The sequence below is a fragment of the Tardiphaga sp. 172_B4_N1_3 genome (genome assembly GCF_052076035.1).
Lineage (GTDB): Bacteria > Pseudomonadota > Alphaproteobacteria > Rhizobiales > Xanthobacteraceae > Tardiphaga > Tardiphaga robiniae.
In genome coordinates this window covers 1,049,399-1,075,384 of record NZ_CP197238.1, presented here as the reverse complement: position 1 = coordinate 1,075,384, position 25,986 = coordinate 1,049,399, and the positions used below count along the sequence as shown (strand labels likewise).

At 60.2% G+C, this 25,986-nt stretch carries 20 protein-coding genes and 2 pseudogenes; 20 read left to right on the top strand and 2 right to left on the bottom strand.

Annotated elements, in window-relative coordinates; translation table 11 throughout:
- The first annotated feature begins 107 nt into the window (after positions 1–107).
- From AB7783_RS04735 to AB7783_RS04725, 3 genes are all read left to right on the top strand, one after another.
- On the top strand, positions 108–1,088 hold the full coding sequence (locus AB7783_RS04735) for an ABC transporter substrate-binding protein (protein ID WP_441276993.1): 981 nt from the start codon (positions 108–110) through the stop codon (positions 1,086–1,088).
- Between the two features lie 61 nt (positions 1,089–1,149).
- Positions 1,150–1,893: an ABC transporter permease gene (locus tag AB7783_RS04730; RefSeq protein WP_441276992.1), complete on the top strand. Its 744-nt coding sequence runs from the start codon at positions 1,150–1,152 to the stop codon at positions 1,891–1,893.
- A complete protein-coding gene (locus tag AB7783_RS04725; RefSeq protein ID WP_441276991.1) occupies positions 1,890–2,672 on the top strand; it encodes an ABC transporter ATP-binding protein in 783 nt (260 codons plus the stop codon). The genes AB7783_RS04730 and AB7783_RS04725 overlap by 4 nt, the downstream gene beginning before the upstream one ends.
- A gap of 128 nt (positions 2,673–2,800) precedes the next feature.
- Here AB7783_RS04725 and AB7783_RS04720 read toward each other — a convergent pair whose 3' ends face one another.
- Positions 2,801–3,649 carry a cyclase family protein gene (locus tag AB7783_RS04720; protein ID WP_170849696.1) on the bottom strand — a complete coding sequence of 283 codons (849 nt, stop codon included), beginning with the start codon at positions 3,647–3,649 and terminating at the stop codon, positions 2,801–2,803.
- 295 nt (positions 3,650–3,944) lie between these two features.
- On the opposite strand from AB7783_RS04720, the gene pncB reads away from it, so the two are divergent.
- On the top strand, positions 3,945–5,246 hold the full coding sequence (gene pncB, locus AB7783_RS04715; protein ID WP_089267118.1) for a nicotinate phosphoribosyltransferase: 1,302 nt from the start codon (positions 3,945–3,947) through the stop codon (positions 5,244–5,246).
- A 76-nt stretch (positions 5,247–5,322) separates the two neighbouring features.
- Here pncB and AB7783_RS04710 read toward each other — a convergent pair whose 3' ends face one another.
- Positions 5,323–7,485: an acetate--CoA ligase family protein gene (locus AB7783_RS04710; protein WP_093759141.1), complete on the bottom strand. Its 2,163-nt coding sequence runs from the start codon at positions 7,483–7,485 to the stop codon at positions 5,323–5,325.
- Between the two features lie 187 nt (positions 7,486–7,672).
- Here AB7783_RS04710 and AB7783_RS04705 point away from each other — a divergent pair, with 187 nt between their 5' ends.
- The 16 genes and pseudogenes from AB7783_RS04705 to AB7783_RS04630 all read left to right on the top strand — a co-directional run bounded on the left by AB7783_RS04705 (position 7,673) and on the right by AB7783_RS04630 (position 25,956).
- Positions 7,673–8,404 (top strand): GntR family transcriptional regulator, encoded by a 732-nt coding sequence (locus AB7783_RS04705; protein ID WP_068730533.1) that lies wholly within the window; start codon positions 7,673–7,675, stop codon positions 8,402–8,404.
- Positions 8,405–8,489: 85 nt separating this feature from the next.
- Entirely contained in the window at positions 8,490–10,229 is a 1,740-nt protein-coding gene (oxc, locus tag AB7783_RS04700; RefSeq protein WP_089267117.1) for an oxalyl-CoA decarboxylase, read from the top strand.
- A gap of 79 nt (positions 10,230–10,308) precedes the next feature.
- Positions 10,309–11,586 (top strand): formyl-CoA transferase, encoded by a 1,278-nt coding sequence (gene frc / locus AB7783_RS04695; protein WP_068730531.1) that lies wholly within the window; start codon positions 10,309–10,311, stop codon positions 11,584–11,586.
- Between the two features lie 232 nt (positions 11,587–11,818).
- Positions 11,819–11,956, top strand: a complete 138-nt coding sequence (locus tag AB7783_RS04690) for a hypothetical protein (RefSeq protein ID WP_170849697.1) — start codon at positions 11,819–11,821, stop codon at positions 11,954–11,956.
- Between the two features lie 498 nt (positions 11,957–12,454).
- A complete protein-coding gene (locus tag AB7783_RS04685; RefSeq protein ID WP_441276990.1) occupies positions 12,455–13,468 on the top strand; it encodes a Bug family tripartite tricarboxylate transporter substrate binding protein in 1,014 nt (337 codons plus the stop codon).
- Between the two features lie 89 nt (positions 13,469–13,557).
- Positions 13,558–14,055: a tripartite tricarboxylate transporter TctB family protein gene (locus tag AB7783_RS04680; RefSeq protein WP_441276989.1), complete on the top strand. Its 498-nt coding sequence runs from the start codon at positions 13,558–13,560 to the stop codon at positions 14,053–14,055.
- Between the two features lie 57 nt (positions 14,056–14,112).
- The gene (locus AB7783_RS04675; protein WP_089267113.1) at positions 14,113–15,618 is read left to right on the top strand and encodes a tripartite tricarboxylate transporter permease; all 1,506 of its coding nucleotides are present in this window, start codon (positions 14,113–14,115) and stop codon (positions 15,616–15,618) included.
- Positions 15,619–15,827: 209 nt separating this feature from the next.
- Positions 15,828–17,117: an oxalate/formate MFS antiporter gene (gene oxlT / locus AB7783_RS04670; RefSeq protein ID WP_089267112.1), complete on the top strand. Its 1,290-nt coding sequence runs from the start codon at positions 15,828–15,830 to the stop codon at positions 17,115–17,117.
- Between the two features lie 233 nt (positions 17,118–17,350).
- The gene (gene oxlT / locus AB7783_RS04665; RefSeq protein ID WP_175367408.1) at positions 17,351–18,661 is read left to right on the top strand and encodes an oxalate/formate MFS antiporter; all 1,311 of its coding nucleotides are present in this window, start codon (positions 17,351–17,353) and stop codon (positions 18,659–18,661) included.
- 277 nt (positions 18,662–18,938) lie between these two features.
- Positions 18,939–19,364, top strand: coding sequence for a CBS domain-containing protein (locus tag AB7783_RS04660; protein WP_441276988.1), 426 nt, complete (start codon positions 18,939–18,941; stop codon positions 19,362–19,364).
- A 112-nt stretch (positions 19,365–19,476) separates the two neighbouring features.
- Positions 19,477–19,779: pseudogene (locus AB7783_RS04655) on the top strand (2-dehydropantoate 2-reductase N-terminal domain-containing protein); the annotation flags it as partial.
- A pseudogene (locus tag AB7783_RS04650) lies at positions 19,778–19,921 on the top strand (fumarylacetoacetate hydrolase family protein); the annotation flags it as partial. The pseudogenes AB7783_RS04655 and AB7783_RS04650, both read left to right, overlap by 2 nt.
- Positions 19,922–20,072: 151 nt before the next feature.
- The gene (locus AB7783_RS04645; RefSeq protein ID WP_089267106.1) at positions 20,073–21,068 is read left to right on the top strand and encodes an NAD(P)H-dependent flavin oxidoreductase; all 996 of its coding nucleotides are present in this window, start codon (positions 20,073–20,075) and stop codon (positions 21,066–21,068) included.
- Between the two features lie 20 nt (positions 21,069–21,088).
- Positions 21,089–22,057, top strand: a complete 969-nt coding sequence (locus tag AB7783_RS04640; RefSeq protein ID WP_441276987.1) for a zinc-binding dehydrogenase — start codon at positions 21,089–21,091, stop codon at positions 22,055–22,057.
- A gap of 244 nt (positions 22,058–22,301) precedes the next feature.
- Entirely contained in the window at positions 22,302–24,626 is a 2,325-nt protein-coding gene (locus AB7783_RS04635; protein WP_093758955.1) for a PAS domain-containing sensor histidine kinase, read from the top strand.
- Between the two features lie 361 nt (positions 24,627–24,987).
- Positions 24,988–25,956, top strand: a complete 969-nt coding sequence (locus tag AB7783_RS04630) for a Bug family tripartite tricarboxylate transporter substrate binding protein (RefSeq protein ID WP_441276986.1) — start codon at positions 24,988–24,990, stop codon at positions 25,954–25,956.
- Positions 25,957–25,986 lie beyond the last annotated feature (30 nt).

Below are 25,986 nucleotides of genomic sequence, written 5' to 3'. Positions count from 1 at the left end.
ATTTAGTGGATTCAATTTTGGCATATCATTTGCTTACAAACAAATATCGCAACGCCGCATAAACCGATCGAAAAGCCACGCGCCACAACGTTTCTTGAGGAGATGTCATGACCGGTCTTTCGCGACGCGCCTTCACAATGGGCACGGCTGCTACGCTGATGAGCAACGCGCTCGCAACAAATTCGCAGGCGCAGGCGCCGACAAAAATCCGCGTGGGTAGCCTGACACTTCCCGTCTTCGCGCCGATCATCATCAACATCATGAAGGCGCAGAAGTTCGATACCAAGAACGGTTTCGAGGCCGAAGTTCAGGTCTACCCTTCCTTCTCCTCTTATTATGCGGGCCTCGCCACCGGCGAAATCGACACGCTGATCGGCGGGCCCACCTACTTCCAGAAGCTGCGCCTCGAAGGCGTGCCGCTGCAAATCGTCGCAACAGGTGCCACGCTCGCCGATCTCGTCATCATCACCAGGGACCCGGCCATCAAGTCGCTCGCCGACCTGAAAGGCAAGCAACTCGCCGCCGATATGGGCAGCGGGCAATTCCAGATCCTGTCGATCTACGCGAAATCCAAAAAGATGGACCTGGCCAAGGACATGACATTGGTCAACGCGAACTTTGCTGTAGCGCGTGCGCAGCTTGCCGCCGGCCGCGTCGACGCCGCGATGATCATCGAGCCGATCGCCACCATGATGATGAAGGACGATCCGTCGCTGAAGATCATCTTCAACGCCAATGACGGATGGAAGGAGATTGCGGGCACCACCGGCTGGGAGCTGGTCTACGCCATGCGCGAGGATACCATCAAGAAAGCCCCGGATGCGCCCAAGAAATTCGTCGCGGCGCTTGCGGACGTCACCAAATATCTGCGCAGCGATCCGGACGGTGCCGACAAGATCGCAGTCGAGACCGTGAAGCTGCCGCCCGGCATCCTGAAGGAAGCCGTGCTCGCCAAGCGCTGGGACTTCGACGCCAAGCCAGCCTGGGACGCCACCGAACGCAAGAGCATCTGGGATACGTTCGAGCGCGCCGTCGCCGCCGGCTTCCATCCAAAGCTGCCTGACGAAGCGATCATCTATGCCCCCTGACGAGCCGAGACCTGCCACGCCATTCGAGGAACCGATCTTCGAAAGGTCACCGCGAAGCCTGATGATCTCCAGCCTGCCGCGCGAGACGATCATATCGATCGTGCTCTTCGCAGCGGTCTGGCAGGTCATGTCCTATCTGGCGCCGACGTTGGGCATTCCTGCTTTCGCAATCCCGGGCCTTGGCCGTATTGCCGAAAGCCTGGACAAGATCACCCCGCTCGACGTCGCGGTGACGCTCGGCCGTGTGTTGCTGTCACTGGTCGTTTCCTTCGTCATCGGACTGCTGGTGGCGGTGCTGATGTATCTGTCCGAAAGCATCGAGAAATATCTGCGGCCGATGGTGCGGATCCTGATGGCGGTACCGGTCGTCTCCTGGATCCTGTTCGCGGTGCTGTGGTTCAAGGGCGTCGAATTCCGCATCGTCTTCGTGCTGGTTGTGGTCTGCGCGCCGGTCTTCACAGTCGACGCCCTCGACAACATGCGCGAGGTGTCGCGCGACCTGAAACAAATGATCCGCTCCTTCCGGCCCACGCCGCTGCAGTTCTTCCACAAGCTGATGCTCCCGGCGATCACGCCGGGGATCATCACGAGCTGGAAGATCACCCTCAGCCTGGCCATTCGCGTCGTCACCATCGCTGAACTCGTCGGCGCAGTGACCGGCATCGGGCATCAGCTCTCGGTCGCCCAGGAATTGTTCTCGGTGGCTGACGTGTTTGCCTGGACGCTCGTGCTGGTCGTGCTGCTGTTCTTCCTTGAAGCGTTGCTCGTCAGGCTCGAAACACATGTATTGCGGTGGCGGGCATGACGGCAGCTTCAGCGCCCATCGAGATCGCGCAGTTGCGCAAGGTGTTTCGCCAGACCACATCCGGCCAGTCGATCACAGCCATCGATCAGTTGTCGCTGCGGATCGAGCCCGGCGAACTCATCGCCATCGTGGGCAAGACCGGTTGTGGAAAATCGACCCTGTTCGATCTGTTGATCGGGCTAGAACATCCCACCGCCGGCAGCATCACTATCGGCGGCAAGACGCCCTATGACGACTTCAACGCCTTCCGCGGCAAGATCGCGACGATCTTCCAGCAGGACCGGCTGTTTCCGTGGCGCTCCGCACTCGACAACGTCAAGCTTCCGCTCGAACTGACCGGCATCGCCGAAGATGTTCAGCAGGAGCGCGCTCTGACGTGGCTGAAACGGCTGGGATTGGAAAAATTCGCCAATGCCTATCCGCGCGAACTTTCCGGCGGCATGCGCCAGCGTGTTGCGATTGCGCGCGCCTTTGCCGTACAGCCGGAGATCCTGCTGGCGGATGAGTCCTTCAGCGCGTTGGATGAAGTCACCGCCAACGAGCTCCGCAAGACCTTCGTCGATCTGGCTCGCGAGTTCAAATCGACCGCGATCCTGATCACGCATCAACTCGAAGAAGCCATGGCCGTGGGTGACCGCATTGTTGTGTTCGGCAAGTCGGCGACGCTTTTGGCGGACGTGCGAATGTCGGACTGGGATCGTGCGGACTATCCCCTGCTCCGCGAGGCGATTCAGAATACGCTGCAGGCAAACGTGCCAGATGCGAGACTGAGGCGCTAGACAACGATCCACCGACCTTTCCACGTCTTGCCCGGGCTTGTCCCGGGCATCCACGACTTGACCGCTAGTCCAGACGGACGTGGATGGCCGGGACAAGCCCGGCCATGACGGTGTGGACCTAAACTACATCACCCCATGATCGCCTTCGCCGCGTTCCCCATGGCTTCCACCGAGGCATCGCCCGTATCCGTGAAGCACAGGATACGACACGGGCATGACTCCAGCCCGTCATAGCGCCATGGGAAGGCGCCGATCAGGCAACGCTGGTTCAGCATCAGCTCGATGTCGCCGCCGATATTCTCCGCATGCAACAAGCCTTCCTGGAACGCGTAATTGTGGAACGGAAACATGTCGGCAGTCACGTGGCGGCCCGAGAGCTTGTGATTATACTCAAACGTGCCGAAAAACTCGGCCGGCGTCTTGCCGTGCTTCTTGGTGAATTGCGCCGCTATGTCCGGCCGCATGTTGCGGATCGAGGTGTTCATCGAGTGGTCGCAGGAACCAGTGTCCATGCCGAACCACTTGATCTTCTTCTCCAGCATCCAGTGCAGCGTGTCGAGGTTCGGACCGGGGTGATAGCAGAAGTATTTCACCAGATCCTGCTGCGCCTGACCTTCGTAATATTTGTGCCAGCCGGTGTGCAGGATCAGAATGTCACCTTCGCGAATATCTGCCCCTGACTTTTCGAGCATCTCCGGCGTGATCACCGCCCAGTCATGCATCTGGCTTGAGATGTCGACCACCACGCCGCGATTGAACAGGTAGTCCAGCGGCAGCGAGGCCATGTCGCCCTTGCGCCCGTCGGTGGCGTGCATCGCGCCGTCGAAATGGGTGCCGGCATGCAGCGCCGTCTCGATCCGCTGCGCCACGATCATCTGCGTCTGCAGGTTCTGCGCATAATACATCTTGTTGCCGGCATAGCCGACCCAGCCGGGCGTGTGGATGTTCATGACGTGGGAGAGATCGACGACTTTCATGGTGCTGTCCTTCATCGTTTCGGGGCGCCCACCGGCAGGTGGAAATCGTAAGCATGCAAACAATTCTGCGCAATGCCCGCAGATGCAGGATCAAGGCCAAAAACAGATGGACAAACGCTGGGCTGCCACGACAATCCTCGATTGTGAAAGCGCGGTTCAGCGCTTGCGTTGACATCGATAAACCCGGCGGATACGCCAATTTAATGAACTGCTGCAAAGACAGCGTCAGCGATGCGGCCACTGCCGTTTCGGTGCAGGTGCCACGATCAGGCACGTTACCAGGAGTGGCGTTGCCATGATGGATTTCGCCACCCGGGTCCACAATCACAACTACCGGCTTGATCCGATCATCCGGTCGCTGCTGGACACCGACTTCTACAAATTCCTGATGCATCAATTCATCTGGATGCTTTATCCGAAGGTGCCTGTGACCTTCGGCCTGATCAATCGGACCAAAACCGTCCGCCTTGCCGAGATCATTCCGGAAGCGGTGCTGCGCGCGCAGCTCGATCATGCCCGCACGCTCTCATTCCGCGAGAACGAACTGATCTGGCTGGCCGGCAACCGCTTCTATGGCCGCCGCGACATTTTCCGTCCTGAATATATCGAATATCTGCGCAGCTTCAGGTTGCCTGACTACAAGCTTGAGACCATCGATGGTCAATATGTCCTCACCTTCGAAGGTGACTGGGCTGAAGTCACGATGTGGGAGATCTACGCCCTCGCCATCGTCAGCGAATTGCGATCGCGGATCGCCATGGCCACGCTGGACAAGTTCGAGCTGGATATTCTCTACGCCCAGACCAAGACCAAGATCTGGAACAAGATCAAGAAGCTGAAATCCTATCCGGACATGCGGCTCGCCGAATTCGGCACCCGTCGCCGCCACGGCTTCCTGTGGCAGGAATGGGTGACGGACGCGATGGCCAACGAGCTTGGCCGCAGCTTCGTCGGAACGTCAAACGCCCTGCTCGCCTTCAAGCATTCATTCGAAGCCATCGGCACCAATTCGCACGAACTGCCGATGGTGTTCGCCTGCCTCGCTGAAAACGACGACCAGCTGAAGACCGCGCAATATGACGTGCTGGCGAAATGGCAGGAGGTCTATGACGGCGAATTGCTGATCATTCTGCCCGATACGTTCGGCATGACGCAGTTCCTGCGCGACGCACCGCCCTGGGCCTCACAATGGACCGGCATGCGCATGGACAGCAAGGAGCCGGTTGCGGCGGGCGAAGAGATGATCGCCTGGTACGCCATGCGTGGCGAGGATCCGCGCAAGAAGCGCGCGATGTTCAGCGACGGTCTCGAAGTCGATCTGATGATCGATCTGCATCAGCGTTTCCGTGGGCGCATCCGCGAGAGCTTCGGCTGGGGCACCATGGCCACCAACGACTTCCGCGGCGCGCATCCGCGCGGGCTCGATTCACTCGACCCGATCAGCCTGGTCTGCAAGGTCACCTATGCCAACGGCCGCTCGGCCGTGAAGCTGTCGGACAATCCCGCCAAGACCACCGGCAGCAGCCCTGCAGAGATCGAACGCTATCTGCGCATCTTCGGCCGCGAGGGCGTCGCCGAACAGCCGGTGATCGTCTAGCCAGAACCGCAAACGCAAAAAAGCGCCGCCCGGTTTCCCGGACGGCGCTTTGTTTTTGTGTATAGATCGAAGCTGCTTACAGCAGGCCCGCTCCGCGTGCCCACTTGTACTTGGCACCAAGCACCTCGACCGGGAGTTCGGTCGAATAAGCGTAAGCCGGAATGCCGTTCTGGTAGAGATATTCGGCGGCTTCCTCGACTTCCACGTCGCCCGCGAGCGAAGCCACCATCGGCTTCTCGATGCCCTTGGCCTTCATCTCGTTCTTGATCTCGACCATGTTGCGCGCGAACACCATTGGCGGCGTCACGATCGTGTGCCAGTAGCCGAGGATCAGCGAGTGGATGCGATCATCGGTGAGGCCCAGCTTCACGGTGTTGACGTAAGTGATCGGCGGTTCGCCACCGGTAATGTCGACCGGGTTGCCGGCGGCGCCGAATGGCGGGATGAACTTACGGAACGCCGCATCCAGATCCGGCGGCATTGCCATCAGCGACATGCCGTTATCGACCACCGCATCAGAGAGCAGCACGCCCGAACCACCGGCACCGGTGATGATCAGCACGTTCTCGCCCTTCGGCGTCGGCAGCACGGGAATGCCACGGGCGAATTCGAGCAGCTGGCGCAGCGAGCGGGCGCGAATGACCCCCGACTGCTTCAGCACGTCCTCATAGATCTTGTCGTTGCCGGCAAGTGCGCCGGTATGCGACGAGGCCGCCTTGGCGCCGGCCGAGGTGCGGCCGGCCTTCAGTACGACAACCGGCTTGATCTTGGAGACGCGCTTGGCGGCTTCGGCGAAGGCACGACCATCCTTTAGATCCTCGCAGTGCTGCGCGATGATCGTGGTGTTGGGATCCTGCTCGAAGAACGCCAGCAGATCATCCTCATCGATATCCGACTTGTTGCCGAGGCCGACGATCGCCGACACGCCCATCTTGGCGGAGCGCGAGAAGCCGATGATCGCCATACCGATGCCGCCGGACTGCGACGACAATGCCGCCGAACCCTTCACGTCATAGGCTGTACAGAAAGTCGCGCAGAGATTGGCCGGCGTATAATAGAAGCCATAGATATTCGGCCCCATCAGACGGACGTCATATTTCTTGCCGATTTCGACAATCTCTTCCTGCAGCGCAGGCTCGTTGGCTTCGGCAAAGCCCGACGGAATCAGCACCGCGCCCGGAATTTTCTTCTCGCCGCACTCGATCAGCGCGCCGGCCACGAACTTGGCGGGAATCGCGAATACCGCCGTGTCGATCACGCCCGGAACATCCTTGACGCTCTTATAAGCCTTGCGGCCCATGATCTCTTCGGCCTTCGGATGGATCGGGTAGATGTCGCCCTTGTAGCCGCCGTTGATGAGGTTCTTCATCACCGAATTGCCGATCTTGCCATCTTCGGCGGAAGCGCCGATCACGGCGACGGCCTTCGGCATCATGATGCGGTTCATCGCCGTGACGATTTCGGCGTTGGAGCGCGGCGCGGGGCGCGGTTTGTAGTCGAAGTCGACGACGATGCGCACGTCGGCGGCAATCGCGTCTTTCTTGGTGGCGAAGACCGGGTTGAGATCGAGTTCGACCATTTCCGGGAAATCGCTGACGAGCTGCGATACCTTGACGATGATGTCGGCCAGCGCCTCGCGGTTGGCGGGATCGCCGCCGCGCACGCCGTGCAACATCTCTGCGGCCTGAATGCCATCGAGCATCGACAGCGCGTCATCATTGGTCGCGGGCGCGAGACGGAAAGTGACGTCCTTCAGCACTTCCACGAGCACACCGCCGAGGCCGAAGGCCACCAGCTTGCCGAACGAACCATCGGTGATCGAACCGATGATCACTTCGGTGCCGCCCATCAGCATCTGCTGAACCTGGATACCTTCTATCTTGGCATCGGCCTTGTACTTCTTGGCATTGGCCAGAATGGTGTCGTAAGCTTTCTGCGCGTCTTCGGCGGTCTTGACGCCGACAATGACACCGCCCGCTTCGGTCTTGTGGAGAATGTCCGGCGAGACGATCTTCATCACGACCGGGAAGCCCATGCCGCTTGCCATCTTGGCAGCGTCAGCGGCTGAGGTGGCCACGCCTTCTTTCGGCACGGGAATGCCGTATGCGTCACACACAAGCTTGCCCTCGGGGGCGGTCAGGCTGGTGCGCTTGTCGGCTTTGACCGCATCGAGAACTTTGCGGACGGCCTGTTTCGCCGATGGTGTTGCTTCTTTGACGGCAAGATTCGATTGGGACATGGCTTCCTCCTTCACGTCTTTTCCAATAGACGGATTGATGGCATTTGGTATGCCAGAAACTTGATTGTCAAGGCGCGTTGCAGCGCAAAATTGCTGAAATAGCTGTCATCTTGACATCCTGGCATCTGGTATGCCAAAAATTCTTGACGTTATTTCTGTGGTAGGACATCTCGACTGGAGATGATTCATGCCCACGCGAAAACAAACCAAGGCGCCGTCCGTCATGTCTGAAGCCGATATTGCGATCGTTCGGATTGCACCGGAGACCAGCTTCAAGACCAAGGCCTATGAAGCCTTGAAAGAAGCCATTCTTAAGATGGACATCTACACCTCGCCCGATCCGGTGATGCTCGATGAGCGCGCTCTGTCGGAACGGCTCGGTGTCAGCCGCACACCTATCCGCGAAGCCATTGCGATGCTGGAGCAGGATGGCTTCGTAAAGACTGTGCCACGCCGCGGCATCGTCGTTGTCAGAAAGACCAAGGTCGAGATCGTCGACATGATCCGCGCCTGGGCGGCGCTGGAAAGCATGGCGGCACGTCTGATCACGACCACCGCGCGCAAGAAAGATATCTCGGCGCTGCGCGACTTCTTCAAGGACTTCAACAAGGACCGTCTGCCTCAGGACCACGTTGAGGAATATTCGAAAGCGAATATCGCTTTCCACCAGGCACTGATCTCGCTCAGCGAGTCGCCAGTGCTGGTCGATATGACCAACGATATTCTGCTGCATGTGCGTGGCTATCGTCAGCTGACGATCGGACGCACGGACCGTACCGCGACGTCCCTGCCCGAGCATCTGGCCATCATCGAAGCGCTCGAGGAGCGCAACACCGAGCTCGCCGAGAAGCGTGCGCGCGATCACACGCTCGGTCTGGCTTCTTATGTCGAAGCCCACGGCCAGGAATTGTTTACGTAAGCGCCGTCTCGCGACGGTTCACCACTCCGCACCACGTCCAATTGAGCAACGACCAACAGTCACAAGAAAAGTCAGGGAGAGCGGGATGTCCGCAGTAGTCCAGAGCATCGATACCAACGCAGCCGCCGAGCAGGAATTGACCGATGGCTTCCATCTGATCATCGATGCACTCAAGCTCAATGGCCTCAACACGATCTATGGCGTGCCGGGCATTCCGATTACCGACTTCGGCCGCATGGCGCAGGCCGAGGGGATCCGCGTGCTCTCGTTCCGCCACGAACAGGCCGCAGGCTATGCCGCATCGATCGCCGGCTATCTCACCAAGAAGCCCGGCGTCTGTTTGACCGTGTCGGCTCCCGGCTTCCTCAACGGCCTTACGGCGCTGGCTCACGCCACCACCAACTGCTTCCCGATGATCCTGATCTCGGGCTCGTCCGAGCGCGAGATCGTTGACCTGCAGCAGGGCGACTATGAGGAAATGGATCAGCTCGCGATCGCCAAGCCGCTATGTAAGGCCGCGTTTCGCGTGCTGCACGCGGCCGACATCGGCATCGGTCTCGCCCGCGCGATCCGCGCTGCAGTGTCCGGCCGTCCGGGCGGCGTCTATCTCGATCTGCCCGCCAAGCTGTTCGGTCAGGTGATGAATGCCGATGCGGGCAAGAAATCGCTGGTGAAGGTGATCGACGCCGCGCCGGCGCAGATCCCTGCCCCGGATTCGATCAAGCGCGCACTCGAGGTGCTGAAATCGGCGAAGAAGCCGCTGATCATTCTCGGCAAAGGCGCCGCTTATGCGCAGGCCGACGATGCCGTGAAGGCGCTGGTCGAAACCTCAGGCATTCCGTTCCTGCCCATGAGCATGGCCAAGGGCCTTCTGCCTGACACCCATCCGCAGTGTGCGGGTGCTGCACGTTCGACGGTCCTGAAAGACAGCGACGTCGTCATGCTGATCGGCGCACGCCTCAACTGGCTGCTGTCGCACGGCAAGGGCAAGGCCTGGGGCAGCGCACCTAAGAAGTTCATCCAGATCGATATCGAGCCGAAGGAAATGGATTCCAACGTCGAGATCGTCGCGCCCGTCGTTGGCGATATCGGCTCCTGCGTCACCGCCCTGCTCGATGGCATGGGCAAGAGCTGGCAGAAGGCATCGTCCGACTGGACATCAGCAGTCACCACGAAGCGCGACGAGAACGTCGCGAAGATGGCGCCGAAGCTGATGAACAACAACTCGCCGATGGATTACCACGGCGCGCTTGGTGTTCTGCGCACCATCATCGCCGAACGTCCCGACGCGATGCTCGTCAATGAAGGCGCCAACACGCTCGACCTTGCCCGCGGCATCGTCGACATGTATCAGCCGCGCAAGCGCATCGATGTCGGCACCTGGGGCATCATGGGCATCGGCATGGGTTATTGCATCGCTGCGGCCGTCGAGACCGGCAAGCCGGTCCTCGCGATCGAAGGCGACAGCGCATTCGGTTTCTCCGGCATGGAGGTGGAGACGATCTGCCGCTACAATCTGCCGGTCTGCATCGTCGTCTTCAACAATGACGGCATCTATCGCGGCACCGACGTCAATCCGACCGGCGGCTCCGACGTGGCGCCGACGGTCTTCGTCAAGGGCTCGCGCTACGACAAGATGATGGAAGCCTTCGGCGGCATCGGCGTGAACGCAACCTCGCCCGACGAACTCAAGCGCGCCGTGAATGCAGCGATGGATTCCGGCAAACCGACGCTCATCAACGCGGTGATCGATCCGGCGGCCGGCAGCGAGAGCGGCCGTATCGGCAACCTCAATCCGCAGAGCGTGCTCAGCAAGAAGAAATAACACATCAGGCGGGGTCGCGAGACCCCGTCTCCTTTTCTCATATGCCGAGGCGGCAAAACTAGTTTACGGGAGCAAAACAATGACACAGGCGCTCAAAGGCGTTCGCATTCTGGACTTCACCCACGTTCAATCTGGCCCGACCTGCACGCAGTTGCTGGCATGGTTCGGCGCCGATGTGATCAAGGTCGAACGCCCCGGCGTTGGCGACATCACCCGCGGCCAATTGCAGGACGTGCCGAATGTGGACAGCCTGTATTTCACCATGCTGAACCACAACAAGCGTTCGATCACCCTCGACACCAAGAACCCGAAGGGCAAGGAAGTCCTCACCGCGCTGATGAAAGAGTGCGATGTTCTCGTCGAGAACTTCGGACCCGGCGTGCTCGACCGCATGGGCTTCCCGTTCGAAAAGATTCAGCAGATCAACCCGAAGATGATCGTCGCCTCGATCAAGGGGTTTGGTCCTGGTCCCTATGAGGACTGCAAGGTCTACGAGAACGTCGCGCAGTGCACCGGCGGCGCAGCTTCCACCACCGGCTTCCGCGACGGCCTGCCACTCGTCACCGGCGCACAGATCGGCGATAGCGGCACTGGCCTGCATCTCGCCCTCGGCATCGTCACCGCGCTGTATCAGCGCACGCAGACCGGCAAGGGCCAGAAGGTCACCGCCGCGATGCAGGACGGCGTGCTGAATCTCGCGCGCGTCAAGCTGCGCGACCAGCAGCGCCTCGCCCATGGCCCGCTCAAGGAATACAGCCAGTTCGGCGAAGGCATTCCGTTCGGCGATGCCGTGCCGCGTGCCGGCAACGACAGCGGCGGTGGCCAGCCCGGTCGCATCCTGAAGTGCAAGGGCTGGGAAACCGACCCGAACGCTTACATCTACTTCATCACTCAGGCGCCGGTGTGGGAGAAGATCTGCGACGTGATCGGCGAACCGACCTGGAAGACCGACCCGGCCTATGCCAAGCCGGCGGTGCGCCTGCCCAAGCTCAACGCGATCTTCGCGCGCATCGAACAGTGGACGATGACCAAGACCAAGTTCGAGGCGATGGAAATCCTCAACAAGGATGACATCCCCTGCGGCCCGATCCTGTCCATGAAGGAATTGGCCGAAGACCAGTCGCTCCGCGCCACCGGCACCGTGGTCGAGGTCGATCACCCCGAGCGCGGCAAGTATCTGTCGGTTGGTAATCCGATTAAGCTATCGGCCAGCCCCACTGAAGTGACGCGCTCGCCGCTGCTCGGCGAACATACCGACGAAATCCTCAGGCAAGTGCTGGGCTTCAGCGATCATCAGGTGGCCGAAATCCACGACTCCGGCGCACTCGATCCGCCGCGGAAGGTCGCAGCTGAGTAATTTCGTCAGCGATTTCATATAATTAGATGCGAAAGGCCGCTGATTGGCGGCCTTTTTCATTTGTGGTGCCAAGGCGGAACTTTAATAAGAAAATCAAATCGATCTATATCGCACTGCAAAATCCTCATGCTGCCATGCAAACAAGACAATTGTCCTTGGCATCTGGTATACGTAAATTGATCCCAGATGATGAGCCGCCAAGACGGGGCGGCCTCCAGCAAAGGATCAAATCATGTCGAAGACTGCTTCCCTCGACCTCACCACGTCCACCAGCTTCTTCGCTCGCTTCATGGCCTCGCTCGATCGCGCGCTGATGGCCAGCGCACGCATCTCGGCCCGCAACGGCGACCTGCCCCGCTTCGGCCTGTAAGGCTGCAACTTCACTACTTTTGCGCGGCCAGCCCGCGCAAAATTCCCTGCGTTTCTCCCGACGACTGGCCCCGGATTTCCGGGGCCGTTTTTTTGTTTGTGTAGTTGCATCGCAGCGATGTCTCGCGCTCCCTGCGACATTTCAGCCTCCCCGGCTTTTAACGGCTCTAATCGCTTGCCGCTTGGCATATCGCATACCAAAATGCGTGAACGGTAATGCTTCACGTCTGAATAGAAAGCATACCTGGGGAGGACAAAGGCTGCGCTGCCTTCGCGGGCACGCGATACCGTATGCGCAATGACAGAGCGATCCAGACCCACTCATCCTTTTTGCAGGCGAGCCGCTTCGATGCTCGACAGTCTGACCTGCGCATATGGCGCATGCAAGGGCGCGTTTGAACACCTGCAGTCAGGACATTCGAAGGAAGACCCGACCACGCACTGACGATTTCAAAGTCGACGAACGATCGACGCTATCAAAACGAATGGGAGAGAAACAATGAAACGCCTAGGTTCATGTCTCACGCTGGCCGCCGCTGCATCCATTCTCTGCCTGGGAGCGTCTCTCCCGGCATCTGGTGCATGGGAGCCGACGCGCCCCGTCGAATTGATCGTTCCCGCAGGCACCGGCGGCGGCGCCGATCAGATGGCGCGCACCATTCAGGGCATCATCACCAAGCACAGTCTGATGAAGCAGCCGCTTGTCGTCATCAACAAGTCGGGTGGTGCCGGCGGTGAAGGTTTCCTCGACGTGAAGTCGGCGAACAACAATCCGCACAAGATCATCATCACGTTGTCGAACCTGTTCACGACACCGCTCGCCACCGGCATTCCCTTCAACTGGAAGGATCTCACCCCGGTCGCGATGCTGGCGCTCGACGAGTTCGTATTGTGGGTAAATGCCGACAAGCCCTACAAGACGGTAAAGGACTATATCGACGCCGTGAAGGCCGCACCGGCCGGCACGATCAAGATGGGCGGTACGGGCTCCAAGCAGGAAGACCAGATCATCACGGTCGCGGTCGAGAAAGCCATCGGCAGCAAGTTCACCTACATTCCCTACAAGGGCGGCGGTGAAGTCGCAGTGCAACTCGTCGGTCAGCACGTCGACTCAACTGTGAACAATCCGATCGAGGCAGTCGCGCAATGGCGCGGTGGCAAGGTGCGGCCGCTCTGCGTCTTCGACAGCAAGCCGATGGCCTATGACGAACAGGTCGCCGACGGCAAGGGCTGGAAGGACATTCCGACCTGCAAGTCGCAGGGGCTCGACATCGAATATGTGATGCTGCGCGGCATCTTCATGGGACCGAAAGCGACGAAGGATCAGATCGATTATTATGTCGAGCTGTTCAAGAAGGTCCGCGCGACGCCCGAGTGGCAGGACCTGATGAAGAGCGGCGCCTTCAACACGACCTTCATGACCGGCGGTGAATATGCCAGCTGGGTTGGCACCGAAGAGAAGCGCCACGAGACCCTGATGAAGGAAGCCGGCTTCCTCGCGCAAGGCAACTGACGCGGCACCATGACGCCGGACCTGATCGCACATCAGGTCCGGCGCATGCAACACGCTGATCGACGCTGATCTCTCACACAGAGTTGTCCATGACCACGCAGCAATCTCACAACGCAGGCCCGTCTCACAAATCGGTCGAAGCCGGCGTCACCGCCGTCATCGGCCTGTTCGGCGCCATTGTCGTCTATGGCAGCGTCAAGGCCGGCATCAACTGGGGCGCAGAGGGACCGAAAGCCGGATTCTTTCCGTTCTATATCGGGCTGTTCATTATCATCTCCAGCCTTGTCAATATTTGGAACACGCTGCGCGAGGACGACGGCAGCCTTTTCGCCGAATGGGGCCAGTTGCGCCAGGTTTTCAGCGTCGTCATTCCCACCGGCATCTATGTCGGCGTCCTGCCGTTCATCGGACTCTACGTGTCGTCGATGATCTTCATCGCATGGTTCATGCGCTGGCTCGGCAAATATGAGTGGCCAATCATCGCCGCTATCTCTCTTGGCATGCCTGTCGTTACCTACCTGATCTTCGAACGCTGGTTTCTCGTGCCGCTCCCCAAAGGACCGCTTGAGGATCTGCTCGGTCTCTGATTTCCGCGATCTTTAATTCCGTTGCGTCTGCCGGTCTCTTTCTGAGGACTACTCGAAATGGAAGAAATTGCTAATCTGTTCCAGGGCTTTGCGGTCGCGCTGCAGCCATTCAACATCGCGGTGATGGTGCTCGGCATCGTGCTTGGTGTCATCATCGGCGTGCTGCCCGGCCTTGGCGGCGCCAACGGCGTTGCGATCCTGCTGCCCCTCACCTTCAGCATGCCGCCGACATCGGCCATTATCATGCTGTCCTGCATCTATTGGGGCGCATTGTTCGGAGGTGCGATCACCTCGATCCTGTTCAACATTCCCGGCGAACCATGGTCGGTGGCCACGACATTCGACGGCTATCCGATGGCGCAGCAGGGCAAGGCTGCCGAAGCACTGACCGCCGCCTTCACCTCCTCTTTCGTTGGCGCACTGTTCGCTGTCGTCATGATCACCCTGGTCGCGCCGCTGGTCGCAGGCTTCGCCTTACGATTCGGGCCCGCGGAGAAATTCGCGGTCTATTTCCTGGCGTTCTGCAGTTTCGTCGGGCTGAGTAAGGAGCCACCTTTCAAGACCATTGCGGCGATGATGATCGGCTTCGCCCTCGCCGCCGTCGGCCTCGATTCCATCACGGGACAACTGCGACTCACGTTTGGCTCGACCGAACTCCTCAATGGCTTCGACTTCCTGATCGCAGTCATCGGCCTGTTCGGCCTCGGTGAAATTTTCCTCACCATGGAGGAAGGACTGCGCTTCCAGGGCGGCAAGGCGAAGATCGATCTTCGCGTCGTGCTCCGTACCTGGATGAGCTTGCCGCAATACTGGATGACGTCACTGCGCTCCTGCGTGATTGGTTGCTGGATGGGTGTTACGCCCGCAGGCGCGACACCCGCGTCCTTTATGAGTTACGGGATCGCCAAGCGCGTCTCCAAGAACGGCAACAATTTCGGCAAGGGCGAGATCGAAGGCGTCATCGCTCCGGAAACGGCCGCGCATGCCGCCGGTACCGCAGCCCTGCTTCCGATGCTCTCGCTCGGCGTCCCCGGTTCGCCAACTGCCGCTGTGCTTCTTGGTGGTCTGCTGATCTGGGGCCTACAGCCTGGCCCGATGCTATTCGTCGAGCAGAAGGAGTTCGTCTGGGGCTTGATCGCCTCGATGTATCTCGGCAACCTCGTCGGCCTGATCATCGTGCTGACCTGCGTACCGATCTTCGCAGCGATCCTGCGGGTTCCATTCAGCATCATCGCACCTCTTATCCTGGTGCTCTGTGCGATCGGAGCCTACTCCGTCCACAACTCGACCTTCGACGTGGTGATGATGCTGGTATTCGGAATCATCGGTTACGCACTGAAGAAGTGTAACTATCCCCTCGCCCCGCTGGTGCTGGCCATCGTGCTCGGCGACAAGGCCGAGGAAGCCTTCCGGCAGTCATTGCTGGGCTCACAGGGATCGCTTGGGATCTTCTTCTCGAACACACTGGTCAGCAGCATCATGATCCTCGGGCTAATCGCGCTGTTCTGGTCGGTGATCCAGAACGGCTTCACCCGGCTGCGTACTCGCACTGCAGCAGCGTAAGTAACGATACAAATAACTGTTCAAACCCAAAAGCCGGCGGTCTGGACCGCCGGCTTTGTGCTGTCTTGTAGTATCGCAGTACAGCATTCAGTCATGCGAAACTTGCAGCGGCAAATTGGCAAGATTTCGCTTGTTAGTTGGCATATCATATACCAAACTATCCTTCGCAGCTGTCGAGCTCTCAATAGAACAGCGCTTTAGGAGGAACTATGACTGATGCAGTTCACGGGGTGGCGCCAGCTGCCGCACGTGTCAGCGATGCCTACCGCTGGACACAACTTGCCATCGGCGTTGGCGCGATGGTGATGATCGCCAACTATCAATACGGCTGGACCTTCTTCGTCCCCGACATCCAGAAGAAGTTCGGCTGGGATCGTGCGTCGATCCAGTGGGCCTTCACCCTCTTCGTTCTGTTCGAGACCTGGCTGGTGCCGGTCGAAGGATGGTTCGTCGATAAATACGGCCCGAAGCTCGTCGTCCTTATCGGCGGCATCCTCTGCGGCATCGGCTGGGCGATCAATGCACAGGCGGAAACGCTCAACGGCTTCTATCTCGGCATGATCGTTGCGGGCATCGGCGCTGGCGGCGTCTACGGCACCTGCGTCGGCAATGCGCTGAAGTGGTTTCCTGACAAGCGCGGCCTCGCGGCTGGCATCACCGCCGCAGGCTTTGGTGCCGGCTCCGCCCTCACGGTCGCGCCGATCCAGGCCATGATCCAGGATTCCGGCTTCCAGACCGCATTTCTGTATTTCGGTCTCGGACAAGGCATCATCATCGTGATCCTCTCCTTCTTCCTGTTCGCGCCAAAGGCTGGACAGGTACCGGCGGTCACGCAGAACGCCAACGTTATCCAGACCCGCCGCAACTACGCGCCGACAGAAGTCATCCGCCATCCGATCTTCTGGCTGATGTACTTCATGTTCGTGATCGTCGGTGCCGGCGGCCTGATGGTGACGGCCAACCTGAAGCCGATTGCGGCCGACTGGAAGATCGACAACGTACCCGTCACGCTGATGGCCATGACGATGACGGCGGTCACCTTCGCAGCCACCATCGACCGCGTACTCAACGGCCTGACACGTCCGTTCTTCGGCTGGATCTCCGACATGATCGGCCGCGAGAACACGATGTTCATCGCCTTCGGCATGGAAGGCGTCGGCATCTGGGCGCTGTATATGTGGGGTCACGATCCGCTGTGGTTCGTGCTGTTGTCGGGCTTCGTGTTCTTCGCCTGGGGTGAGATCTATTCGCTCTTCCCATCGACCTGCACCGACACCTTCGGCTCCAAGTTCGCAACGACCAATGCCGGCCTGCTCTATACGGCAAAGGGGACGGCAGCACTTCTGGTGCCGGTCGCGAACTATATGCAGCAGTCGTCGGGCACGTGGGACAGCGTGTTCCTGATCGCCGCCGGTGCCAATATCCTGGCATCACTGCTCGCGATCGCGGTGCTGAAGCCTTGGCGTAAGGTCGTCGTCAGCAAGGCGCTGGCGACCTAAAAAACGCAAAAAGCCTCAAGAAAACAACGCGCTCAGCCCTGGCTGGGCGCGTTTTGCGTGGGCGATGCGCTGCTCGCCAAGGCGTGATCGCCTTCACGCAACAATCGGCCAAGACCACCTTGCATCGTGGAATATAATATACCAGTCTCCGACCAAGCGACGCCTGCGGCAATACGCCACAACCTTAGCGACACCACGCCGCAAGGGAAAAAGCGCGCATCGGAGGAAACACGATGGCTCAGCCAGACTTCACCACCGCGTCCAACCCACCCGGCAGCTTCCGCTGGATTCAACTCGTGATGGGCATCGTCTGCATGGCGATGATCGCCAATCTGCAATACGGATGGACGCTGTTCGTCGATCCCATCGACGCCAAGTATCACTGGGGTCGCGCCGCGATCCAGCTCGCCTTCACGCTGTTCGTCGTCGTCGAAACCTGGCTGGTGCCGGTCGAAGCGTGGTTCGTCGACAAATACGGTCCCCGCGTCGTCATCATGTTCGGCGGAGCCATGATCAGCCTCGCCTGGGTGCTGAACTCCTATGCGGACTCACTGGTGATGCTTTACGCCGGCGCCGTCGTCGGCGGCATCGGCGCCGGTTCGGTCTACGGCACCTGCGTCGGCAATGCTCTGAAGTGGTTTCCCGATCGCCGCGGCCTCGCTGCGGGCGCCACGGCGGCAGGCTTCGGCGCTGGCGCTGCGATCACCGTCGTGCCGATTGCGCATATGATAGCCGAGAGCGGCTATCAGCACGCCTTCTTCACCTTCGGCATCGGCCAGGGCGTGATCGTGTTCATGCTCGCCTTCTTCATGCGTCCGCCTGGGCAGGCCGTGCCGGTGACGAGGAAACAACTCAATCTGCCGCAGACAAAGACGGATTTCACGCCGCCGCAAGTGCTGCGCAGCCCGATCTTCTGGGTCATGTATCTTGTCTTCGTGATGGTCGCCGCCGGTGGCTTGATGACCGCAGCGCAGATCGCGCCCATCGCCCACGACTACAATATTGCGAATTCTCCGGTGACACTGGCCGGCTTCCAGATGGCAGCACTGACCTTCGCCATCTCGCTCGATCGCATCTTCGACGGGTTCGGCCGCCCGCTCTTCGGCTGGTTGTCCGATCAGATCGGTCGTGAACACACCATGTTCATCGCCTTCGGCACCGCCGCGCTGATGCTGCTGACGCTGTCGGCCTATGGCCACAACCCACTCGTCTTCGTACTGGCGACGGCGGTCTATTTCGGCGTCTTCGGTGAGATCTACAGTCTGTTTCCGGCGACGTCAGGCGATACGTTCGGCGCCAAATACGCCGCGACGAATAACGGCATGCTCTACACCGCAAAGGGCACGGCGGCATTGTTGGTACCACTCGCGAGCCTGATCGCAGCGAGCTATGGATGGCAGGCCGTGTTTGTGATCGCCGTTGCGCTCAATGCCACGGCTGCGTTGCTCGCTTTGTTCGTTATCAAGCCGATGCGACGTGCATTCATTCTGGGGAGCGAGCCTGCCGTACCGGAAGCCGCGGCGCACAGCGCCAAGACCGCCTGATCGATCGAAGCTTGTTCAAGATTTAAGGGGCGCACGCGAGCGCGCCCCTTTTTCCATGCCCAACTGGCATGCCAGACCTCCAACTGGATTCGCTGGTGCGATAGAAGCACGGCGAAAAACACACGCCACGCAGCAATAAACGTCAGAAACACTGACTTTCTTTCTTGACCACCGGGCTTCGATATCCTCGTTTCCGCGTTGACAACTGGCATACCGTATACCAATCTTGCGCCTACAAGATCGATCCTCAGCCGATCAGCCAAGGGAGGTTATTGCCATGCAAGTCGGAGATATCCTGCGTAGGAAGAGCACCCGTATCGCCACTGTCCGCATGAACGAGACCGTCGCCATCGCGGCGCAGTTGCTTCGGACGGGCAATATCAGCGCACTGGTCGTGAAGGACGTGTGCCGCACCGAGGGCAACACCGCGGTCGGCATGTTCTCGGAACGCGACGTGGTGCGCGCGATCGCCGAACACGGCGCCGCCGGCGTCAATCGCAAGGTCTCGGATATGATCTCGGTCCAGGAATTGATTTCCTGCCACTCGACCGACACGCTCGAACATGTGCGACACCTGATGAACAAGCATCACATTCGGCACGTCCCGGTCATCGACGATCACACGCTGATCGGCGTGATCAGCATCCGTGACATCAGCAGGGCGCTCGATCATGAGGATGTACCGCACGCAGCGGTCGCCTGAGGCCTAGCCTCAAGCTCACTTCGCGTTTCATACCGATATCGACACGGACCGCCAGCGGTCCGTGATGCCAGTTCTTTTGCCTTGTCGGCGCCCGTTGCCTTGGTGACATTTCATGAAGATCTGCATCTACGGCGCCGGCGCCATCGGCGGCTATCTCGGCGTTCAGCTCGCACGGGCTGGCGCCGATGTCAGCCTTGTCGCGCGCGGAGCGCATCTTGCGGCGATGCGCGCGCATGGACTGAAGCTGCTGATAGCAGGAGAAGAACGCGTCGTGCATATCCCCTGCACCGGCGATCCAGCAAAACTCGGCGAGCAGGATTATGTCATCATTTGCCTGAAGGCCCATTCGATCACCGGTGTGATCGAACAGATGCAGCTGCTCGGGCCAAGGACAGGCATTGTCACCGCGGTGAATCTCCCACGACATGACCCTGCTGCCGGGCGATCTGATCTGCTGCGGCACCTCTGTCGGCGTCGGCGTGATGAAGGAGCCAGTCAACACCGTGACCATCGCAATCGAAGGTATCGGCGAGTTGCATAACGAATTCCACCGATAGGAATTAGGCACCCGCCCCGCCAAATCCGCATGGCGCACCGCCGGCTGTCCGATGGACATTCCCCCGGTGCAACGGCATCCTCCGCCCCCGAAAGATCAACAAGCCTCATCGGGCCCACCCGATGCGTCTGCGAGGGAACCGAGGACCAATCATGATCAAGACGCGCTTCACCGAGCTCGTGGGTGTCGAACACCCGATCGTCCAGGGCGGCATGCAGTGGGTCGGCCGCGCCGAGCTCGTCGCCGCAGTGGCCAATGCCGGCGCGCTCGGCCTGATCACCGCACTGACCCAGCCGACGCCGGAAGACCTCACCAAGGAGATCGCGCGCTGCCGCGACATGACCGACAAGCCGTTCGGCGTGAACCTGACCATTCTGCCGACCATCAAGCCGCCGCCTTACGCCGAATATCGCCAGGCCATCATCGAGGCCGGCATCAAGGTGGTCGAGACTGCCGGCAACAAGCCGCAGGAACACGTCACCGAATTCAAGAAGCACGGCATCAAGGTCATCCATAAATGCACCAGCGTGCGCCACGGCCTCTCCGCCGAGCGCATGGGCGTCGATGCGATCTCGATCGACGGTTTCGAATGCGCCGGCCATCCCGGTGAGGATGACACCCCCGGCCTGATCCTGATTCCGGCCGCCGCCGACAAGATCAAGATCCCGATGATCGCCTCGGGCGGCTTCGGTGACGGCCGCGGCCTTGTCGCCGCGCTGGCGCTCGGTGCCGAGGGCATCAACATGGGCACTCGCTTCATGTGCACCAAGGAAAGCCCGATCCATCAGCTGGTGAAGGAGCGCATCGTCGCCAATGACGAGCGCGAGACCGACCTGATCTTCCGCACCATGCGCAACACCTCGCGCGTCGCCAGGAACGCGGTGAGCAAGCAGGTGGTCGCCATGGAGAAGGAAGGCGCCACTTTCGAGCAGATCAAGGAACTCGTCGCCGGTGCGCGCGGCAAGCTGGTTTATTCGCACGGCGATGCCGAAGATGGCATCTGGTCGGCCGGCCAGGTCCAGGGCCTGATCCACGACATCCCGAGCTGCCAGGAACTTGTGTCGCGCATCATGCATGATGCCGAGACGATTATCCGCGCACGCTTCGAAGCCATGCTTGATGGCAGCCAGCGCCAGGCCGCTGAATAGACGGAACGGAAAGCAGAGCCATGAAAGCTTATGTCTACGGCGCCAACGGCGCTGCGATCGGTGATGCCCCGAAACCCTCACCCACGGGCACGCAGGTGCTGGTCAAGGTGAAAGCCTGCGGCCTTAACCGCGCCGACCTCGGCATGACCAAAGGCCATGTCCACGGCGCTGCCGGCGGCGTCGGTACGGTGCTGGGAATGGAATGGGCCGGTGAGATCGCCGAACTCGGCCCGGAGGCCGAGGGCGTCAAGGTCGGGGATCGCGTGATGGGTTCCGGCGGTGCGGCCTTTGCCGAATTCGCCGTCACCGATCACGGCCGGCTGTTCCACATGCCAGCCAGCATGAGTTTCGAGGATGCCTGCACCCTGCCCGTCGCCATCACCACGATGCACAATGCACTGGTGACCAATGGCGGACTGCAGCCCGGCCAATCGGTCCTGATCCAGGGCGCCAGTTCCGGCGTCGGCCTGATGGCGCTGCAGATCGCCAGGCTCAAGGGCGCAAAGACGGTGATCGGTTCATCCACCGACGCCGCACGTCGCGCCCGGCTGAAGGACTTCGGCGCCGACCTCGCCATCGATTCGAAAGATGCCGGCTGGGTTGATCAGGTGCTCAAGGCCACGGACGGCGACGGCGTCGATCTGATCGTCGACCAGATCTCGGGGCCCGTCGCCAATCAGAACCTGAAAGCCACGAAGGTGATGGGACGCATCGTCAATGTCGGCCGCCTCGGCGGCACGCATGGCGATTTCAATTTCGATCTCCATGCCGCCCGCCGCATCACCTATATCGGCGTAACCTTCCGCACGCGATCGATGCAGGAGATTCGCGACATCTTCAGTGCGGTGCGTACGGACATCTGGCCCGCTATCGAAGCCGGCCAACTGAAACTGCCGATCGACAAGGTCTACACATTCGACGACATCGGAACGGCGTTCGACCACATGGAAGCCAACAAGCATCTCGGCAAGATCGTGGTCACGTTGTAACGCGCGTTCTGCGAGTCATTGATTTCAACGCCGCGCGTGATTCTCATGCGCGGCGTTCCTGTTTCGGACTCATGCAAGTACCGAACAGTGATGAAATTCTCCGGTGGATACGATTTATTTCACGTTAACGTTTCGTTGACTCTCGACAGCCCTGGCAAAGTGGATTCTTATTGGTCTTGCGATTCGAAGTGGCGGGGCAGTTGTTTCGAGCGACGCGGGCGAGATTCTTCGAGGGGGCTTAGGTATGGCGCGTGCGCATGCGGACAACGCATGCGTCCAATCCGATTCGATCAAAGGATTGGCGCAGTCTATCGCGAAGCCGGCCTATCACAGGCTGCTGATCGCAGAGCCGGCACTTCGCCGGGCCGTCCCCACACTCATCATCGCTTTTCTCATCACGATCTTCTTCGGCGCCTTCGTGCAGGTGGTCGATCAAAGCCGGCAGAAGCAGGCATCGATGAAGCGCGATCTCGCGGCGCTCGCCGATCTGCTCGCCGAACGTCTCGAACGCAACGGCACCATCCGTCAGGATCGTTCTGCTGCCGTCGAGCGCCTGCAGAGCCTGCTGCCCAGTCTGATTCCATCCTGGGGGATCGCTGGGGGACGCCACGTCATCGTGCTGGGCGCCGATCAGAGCATTCTCGCGCGCGTGCCGATCGACCTGCCGCCGGGCGACGCCAATCGCATCCTCGACGTCCTCAGCGCAACACAGACCATGGCTGCGCAGGGTCAACGCACCGACGTTGTCGATGTGAAACTGCCCGACAACAGCCATGCATTGGCCACCCGTCGCATCGTCAAGGCCCTGCCGGGTCAGGTAGTTGTCATTCAGGAGAACAACGAGCCGATCTGGCGCTCGGACTCCGCGCTGTCGATCACGCTCTCGGCCACCACCGGCTTCGTGGTGCTGATCCTCGGCTTCGCCTTCCACTGGCAATCGACCCGCGCCCGCGAAGGCGACGCGATCAACGACGCCGTACGCGGCCGCATCGACACCGCCCTCAATCGCGGCCGCTGCGGATTGTGGGACTGGGATCTGTCGCGCGGTCGCATCTTCTGGTCGCAGTCGATGTTCACCATGCTGGGCCTCGACAGCCGCAGCGACCTCCTGACCTTCGGCGAGGTCAACGCGCTGGTACAATCCGACGACATCAACCTGTTCGAGATCGCCGATCAGCTGATTTCGTTCAAGATCGATCACATCGACCAGACCTTCCGCATGCAGCACAGCAACGGCCACTGGATCTGGCTGCAATTGCGCTGCGAACTCGCGCAGGGCCAGAACGATGGCAGCCAGCATCTGATCGGCATCGCCATCGACGTCACCGAACAGAAGAGCCTCGCCGAGAAGACCGTCGAGGCCGACGTCCGGCTGCGCGACGCCATCGAGACCATTCCCGAAGCCTTCGTGCTGTGGGACGCGGAAGATCGCCTGGTGCTCTGCAACTCGCATTTCCAGCGCCTGCACAAGCTGCCGGACTCGGCGGTGTCGCCCGGGACGTCCTACGAGACCGTGCTCGAAGTCGGCAGCATGCCCGAGGTCCGCTCGCGTCTCGCGGAATCCGGCGCTGCGGCGCCCGGCGCGCGTACCTTCGAAGCGCAGATCGAGGACGGCAGCTGGCTGCATATCAGCGAACGCCGCACCAAGGACGGCGGCTACGTCTCCGTCGGCACCGACATCACCCGGATCAAGGAGCATGAGCACAAGCTGGTCGACAACGATCTGCGCCTTCGCGCCAGCGTCATCGATCTCAAGCACTCCCAGGCTGCGCTAGAGAAACAGGCGCTCGAACTTGCGGACCTCGCGCAGAAATACTCCGACGAGAAAAACCGCGCCGAGGAAGCCAACCAGACCAAGTCGAAATTCCTGGCCAATATGAGCCACGAACTGCGCACGCCGCTGAACGCGATTATCGGCTTCTCGGAAATCATGGGCAGCGGCATGTTCGGCAATCTCGGCTCCGACAAATATGCCGAATACTGCCACGACATTCTCACCAGCGGTCACTACCTGCTCGAAGTCATCAATGACATTCTCGATATGTCGAAGATCGAGGCGGGTCGTATGCAGCTGGACCTCGAGCCGCTCGATCTTGGACAGACGCTGTCCGAAGCGCTGCGTGTCGTCTCCGGCCGCGCCGACGACAAGAATCTGACACTCAGTGCCGACATCGCGGCTGATGCACCGGTGGTGGCCGACCGCCGCGCCATCAAGCAGATCCTGGTCAATCTGCTCTCGAATGCCGTGAAGTTCACACCCGATGGCGGCCGTGTCACCGTCCGCAGCCGCGTGCTGCGCGACTCCGTCGCTCTGATGATCGCCGATAGCGGCATCGGCATCGCCCCGCAGTCGCTGAAGCGTCTGGGACGCCCGTTCGAACAGGTCGAGAGCCAGCTCGCCAAGACCTATCACGGCTCGGGCCTCGGCCTCGCTATCGCCAAATCGCTGACCAACCTGCATGGCGGATCGATGAAGCTGCGCTCCAAGCTTGGCACCGGCACCGTGGTCTGCGTCACCATCCCGCTCCGCGGCAGACACAGGCCAGCGGAAATCTCCGAGGCCGCCTAGGCGTCGATTGCTTACCGTTGACCGGGCCGAGCCAACTCCCATGGCATGACACTCAAGCGTCAAATGGCCGCTTGGGAGGCCCCCGCCCACACCTATACTAAAGGTTGCAGGTCGCTATATTGGCGCGTCGGCACGGCCGGTCTGGACTGGGAGCGCTGTTCTTTCTCGTGTGACCTATCAATTTTCAAAGCCACCATCTGCGAAGTATTTGCCAACAAGACTGCAGCGGTTGCCGACTGAAGGGAGTTTATGAACTACGAACCACACTGCTCTTCAGCACATGGAGGAGCAGTCCAGACAAGAGCGACACGGAGATTGTCGCCTGTTCAATAAACAAAAGCATTCCATGGAGGAAACGACGATGAAACTGAGCCATCTCGCCGCGGCGGCATTCTGTCTGACAATGCCGGGCATGGCCATCGCGCAAGACTATCCATCGAAATCCGTCACGGTGATCGTGCCTTTCACTGCCGGTGGCGCCAGCGATACGACAGCGCGCATGACCACGCAGAAGATGCAGGAAAGCTTCGGGCAGTCCTTCATCATCGAGAACAAACCCGGCGCCAACGGCTCCATCGGCGCCACGCAACTCGCTCGCTCAAAGCCGGATGGCTACACACTGATGGTGGGCTCGATCGGGGTCATCGCGATCAATCCGGTGCTTTACAAGGACCCGGGCTATCACCCGCTCCAGAACTTCGATCTGCTCAGTGTCGCTGTGCGCAATCCCAACGTGCTGATCACGCGCCCCGATTTCCCGGCCAATACCGTCCAGGAACTCATCGACTATCTCAAGAAGAATCCCGACAAGGTCACGTTCGCCTCATCGGGCGTGGGCTCGTCCGACCATCTGACGGCGGTGTTGTTTTGGCAGAAGACGGGGACCACGGGTATCCATACGCCCTACAAGGGCGGCTCGCAGGCCCATACGGACCTGATGGGCGGACATGTCGACGTCTCCTTCCAGAATCTCGGCGCAGTCGCCAACTACATCCGAGGCGGCAAGATGAAAATTCTGGCCGTTACCAGTGACACGCGCTCCGATTCATTCCCGCAGACCCCAACGATGAAGGAAGTCGGCGTCGACGATCTCAATATCTATTCGTGGCAGGCCTTCGTCGCGCCCAAGGGCCTTCCGGCCGATGTGAAGACCAAGCTCGAGACCTCGATCACCACCGCCCTCACCTCGCCCGATCTCAAGAAGCGGCTGACCGATAGCGGCTTCGAGGTCGTCGCCAATACGAGTGCGGAATTTCAGAGCTTCCTGGAAAAAGAACTCACACGCTGGAAGACAGTTGTCGAGATCGGCAAGGTCAAGCCGGAGCAATGATAGCGCCGCGCTCGTCTCGACCGGACGGTC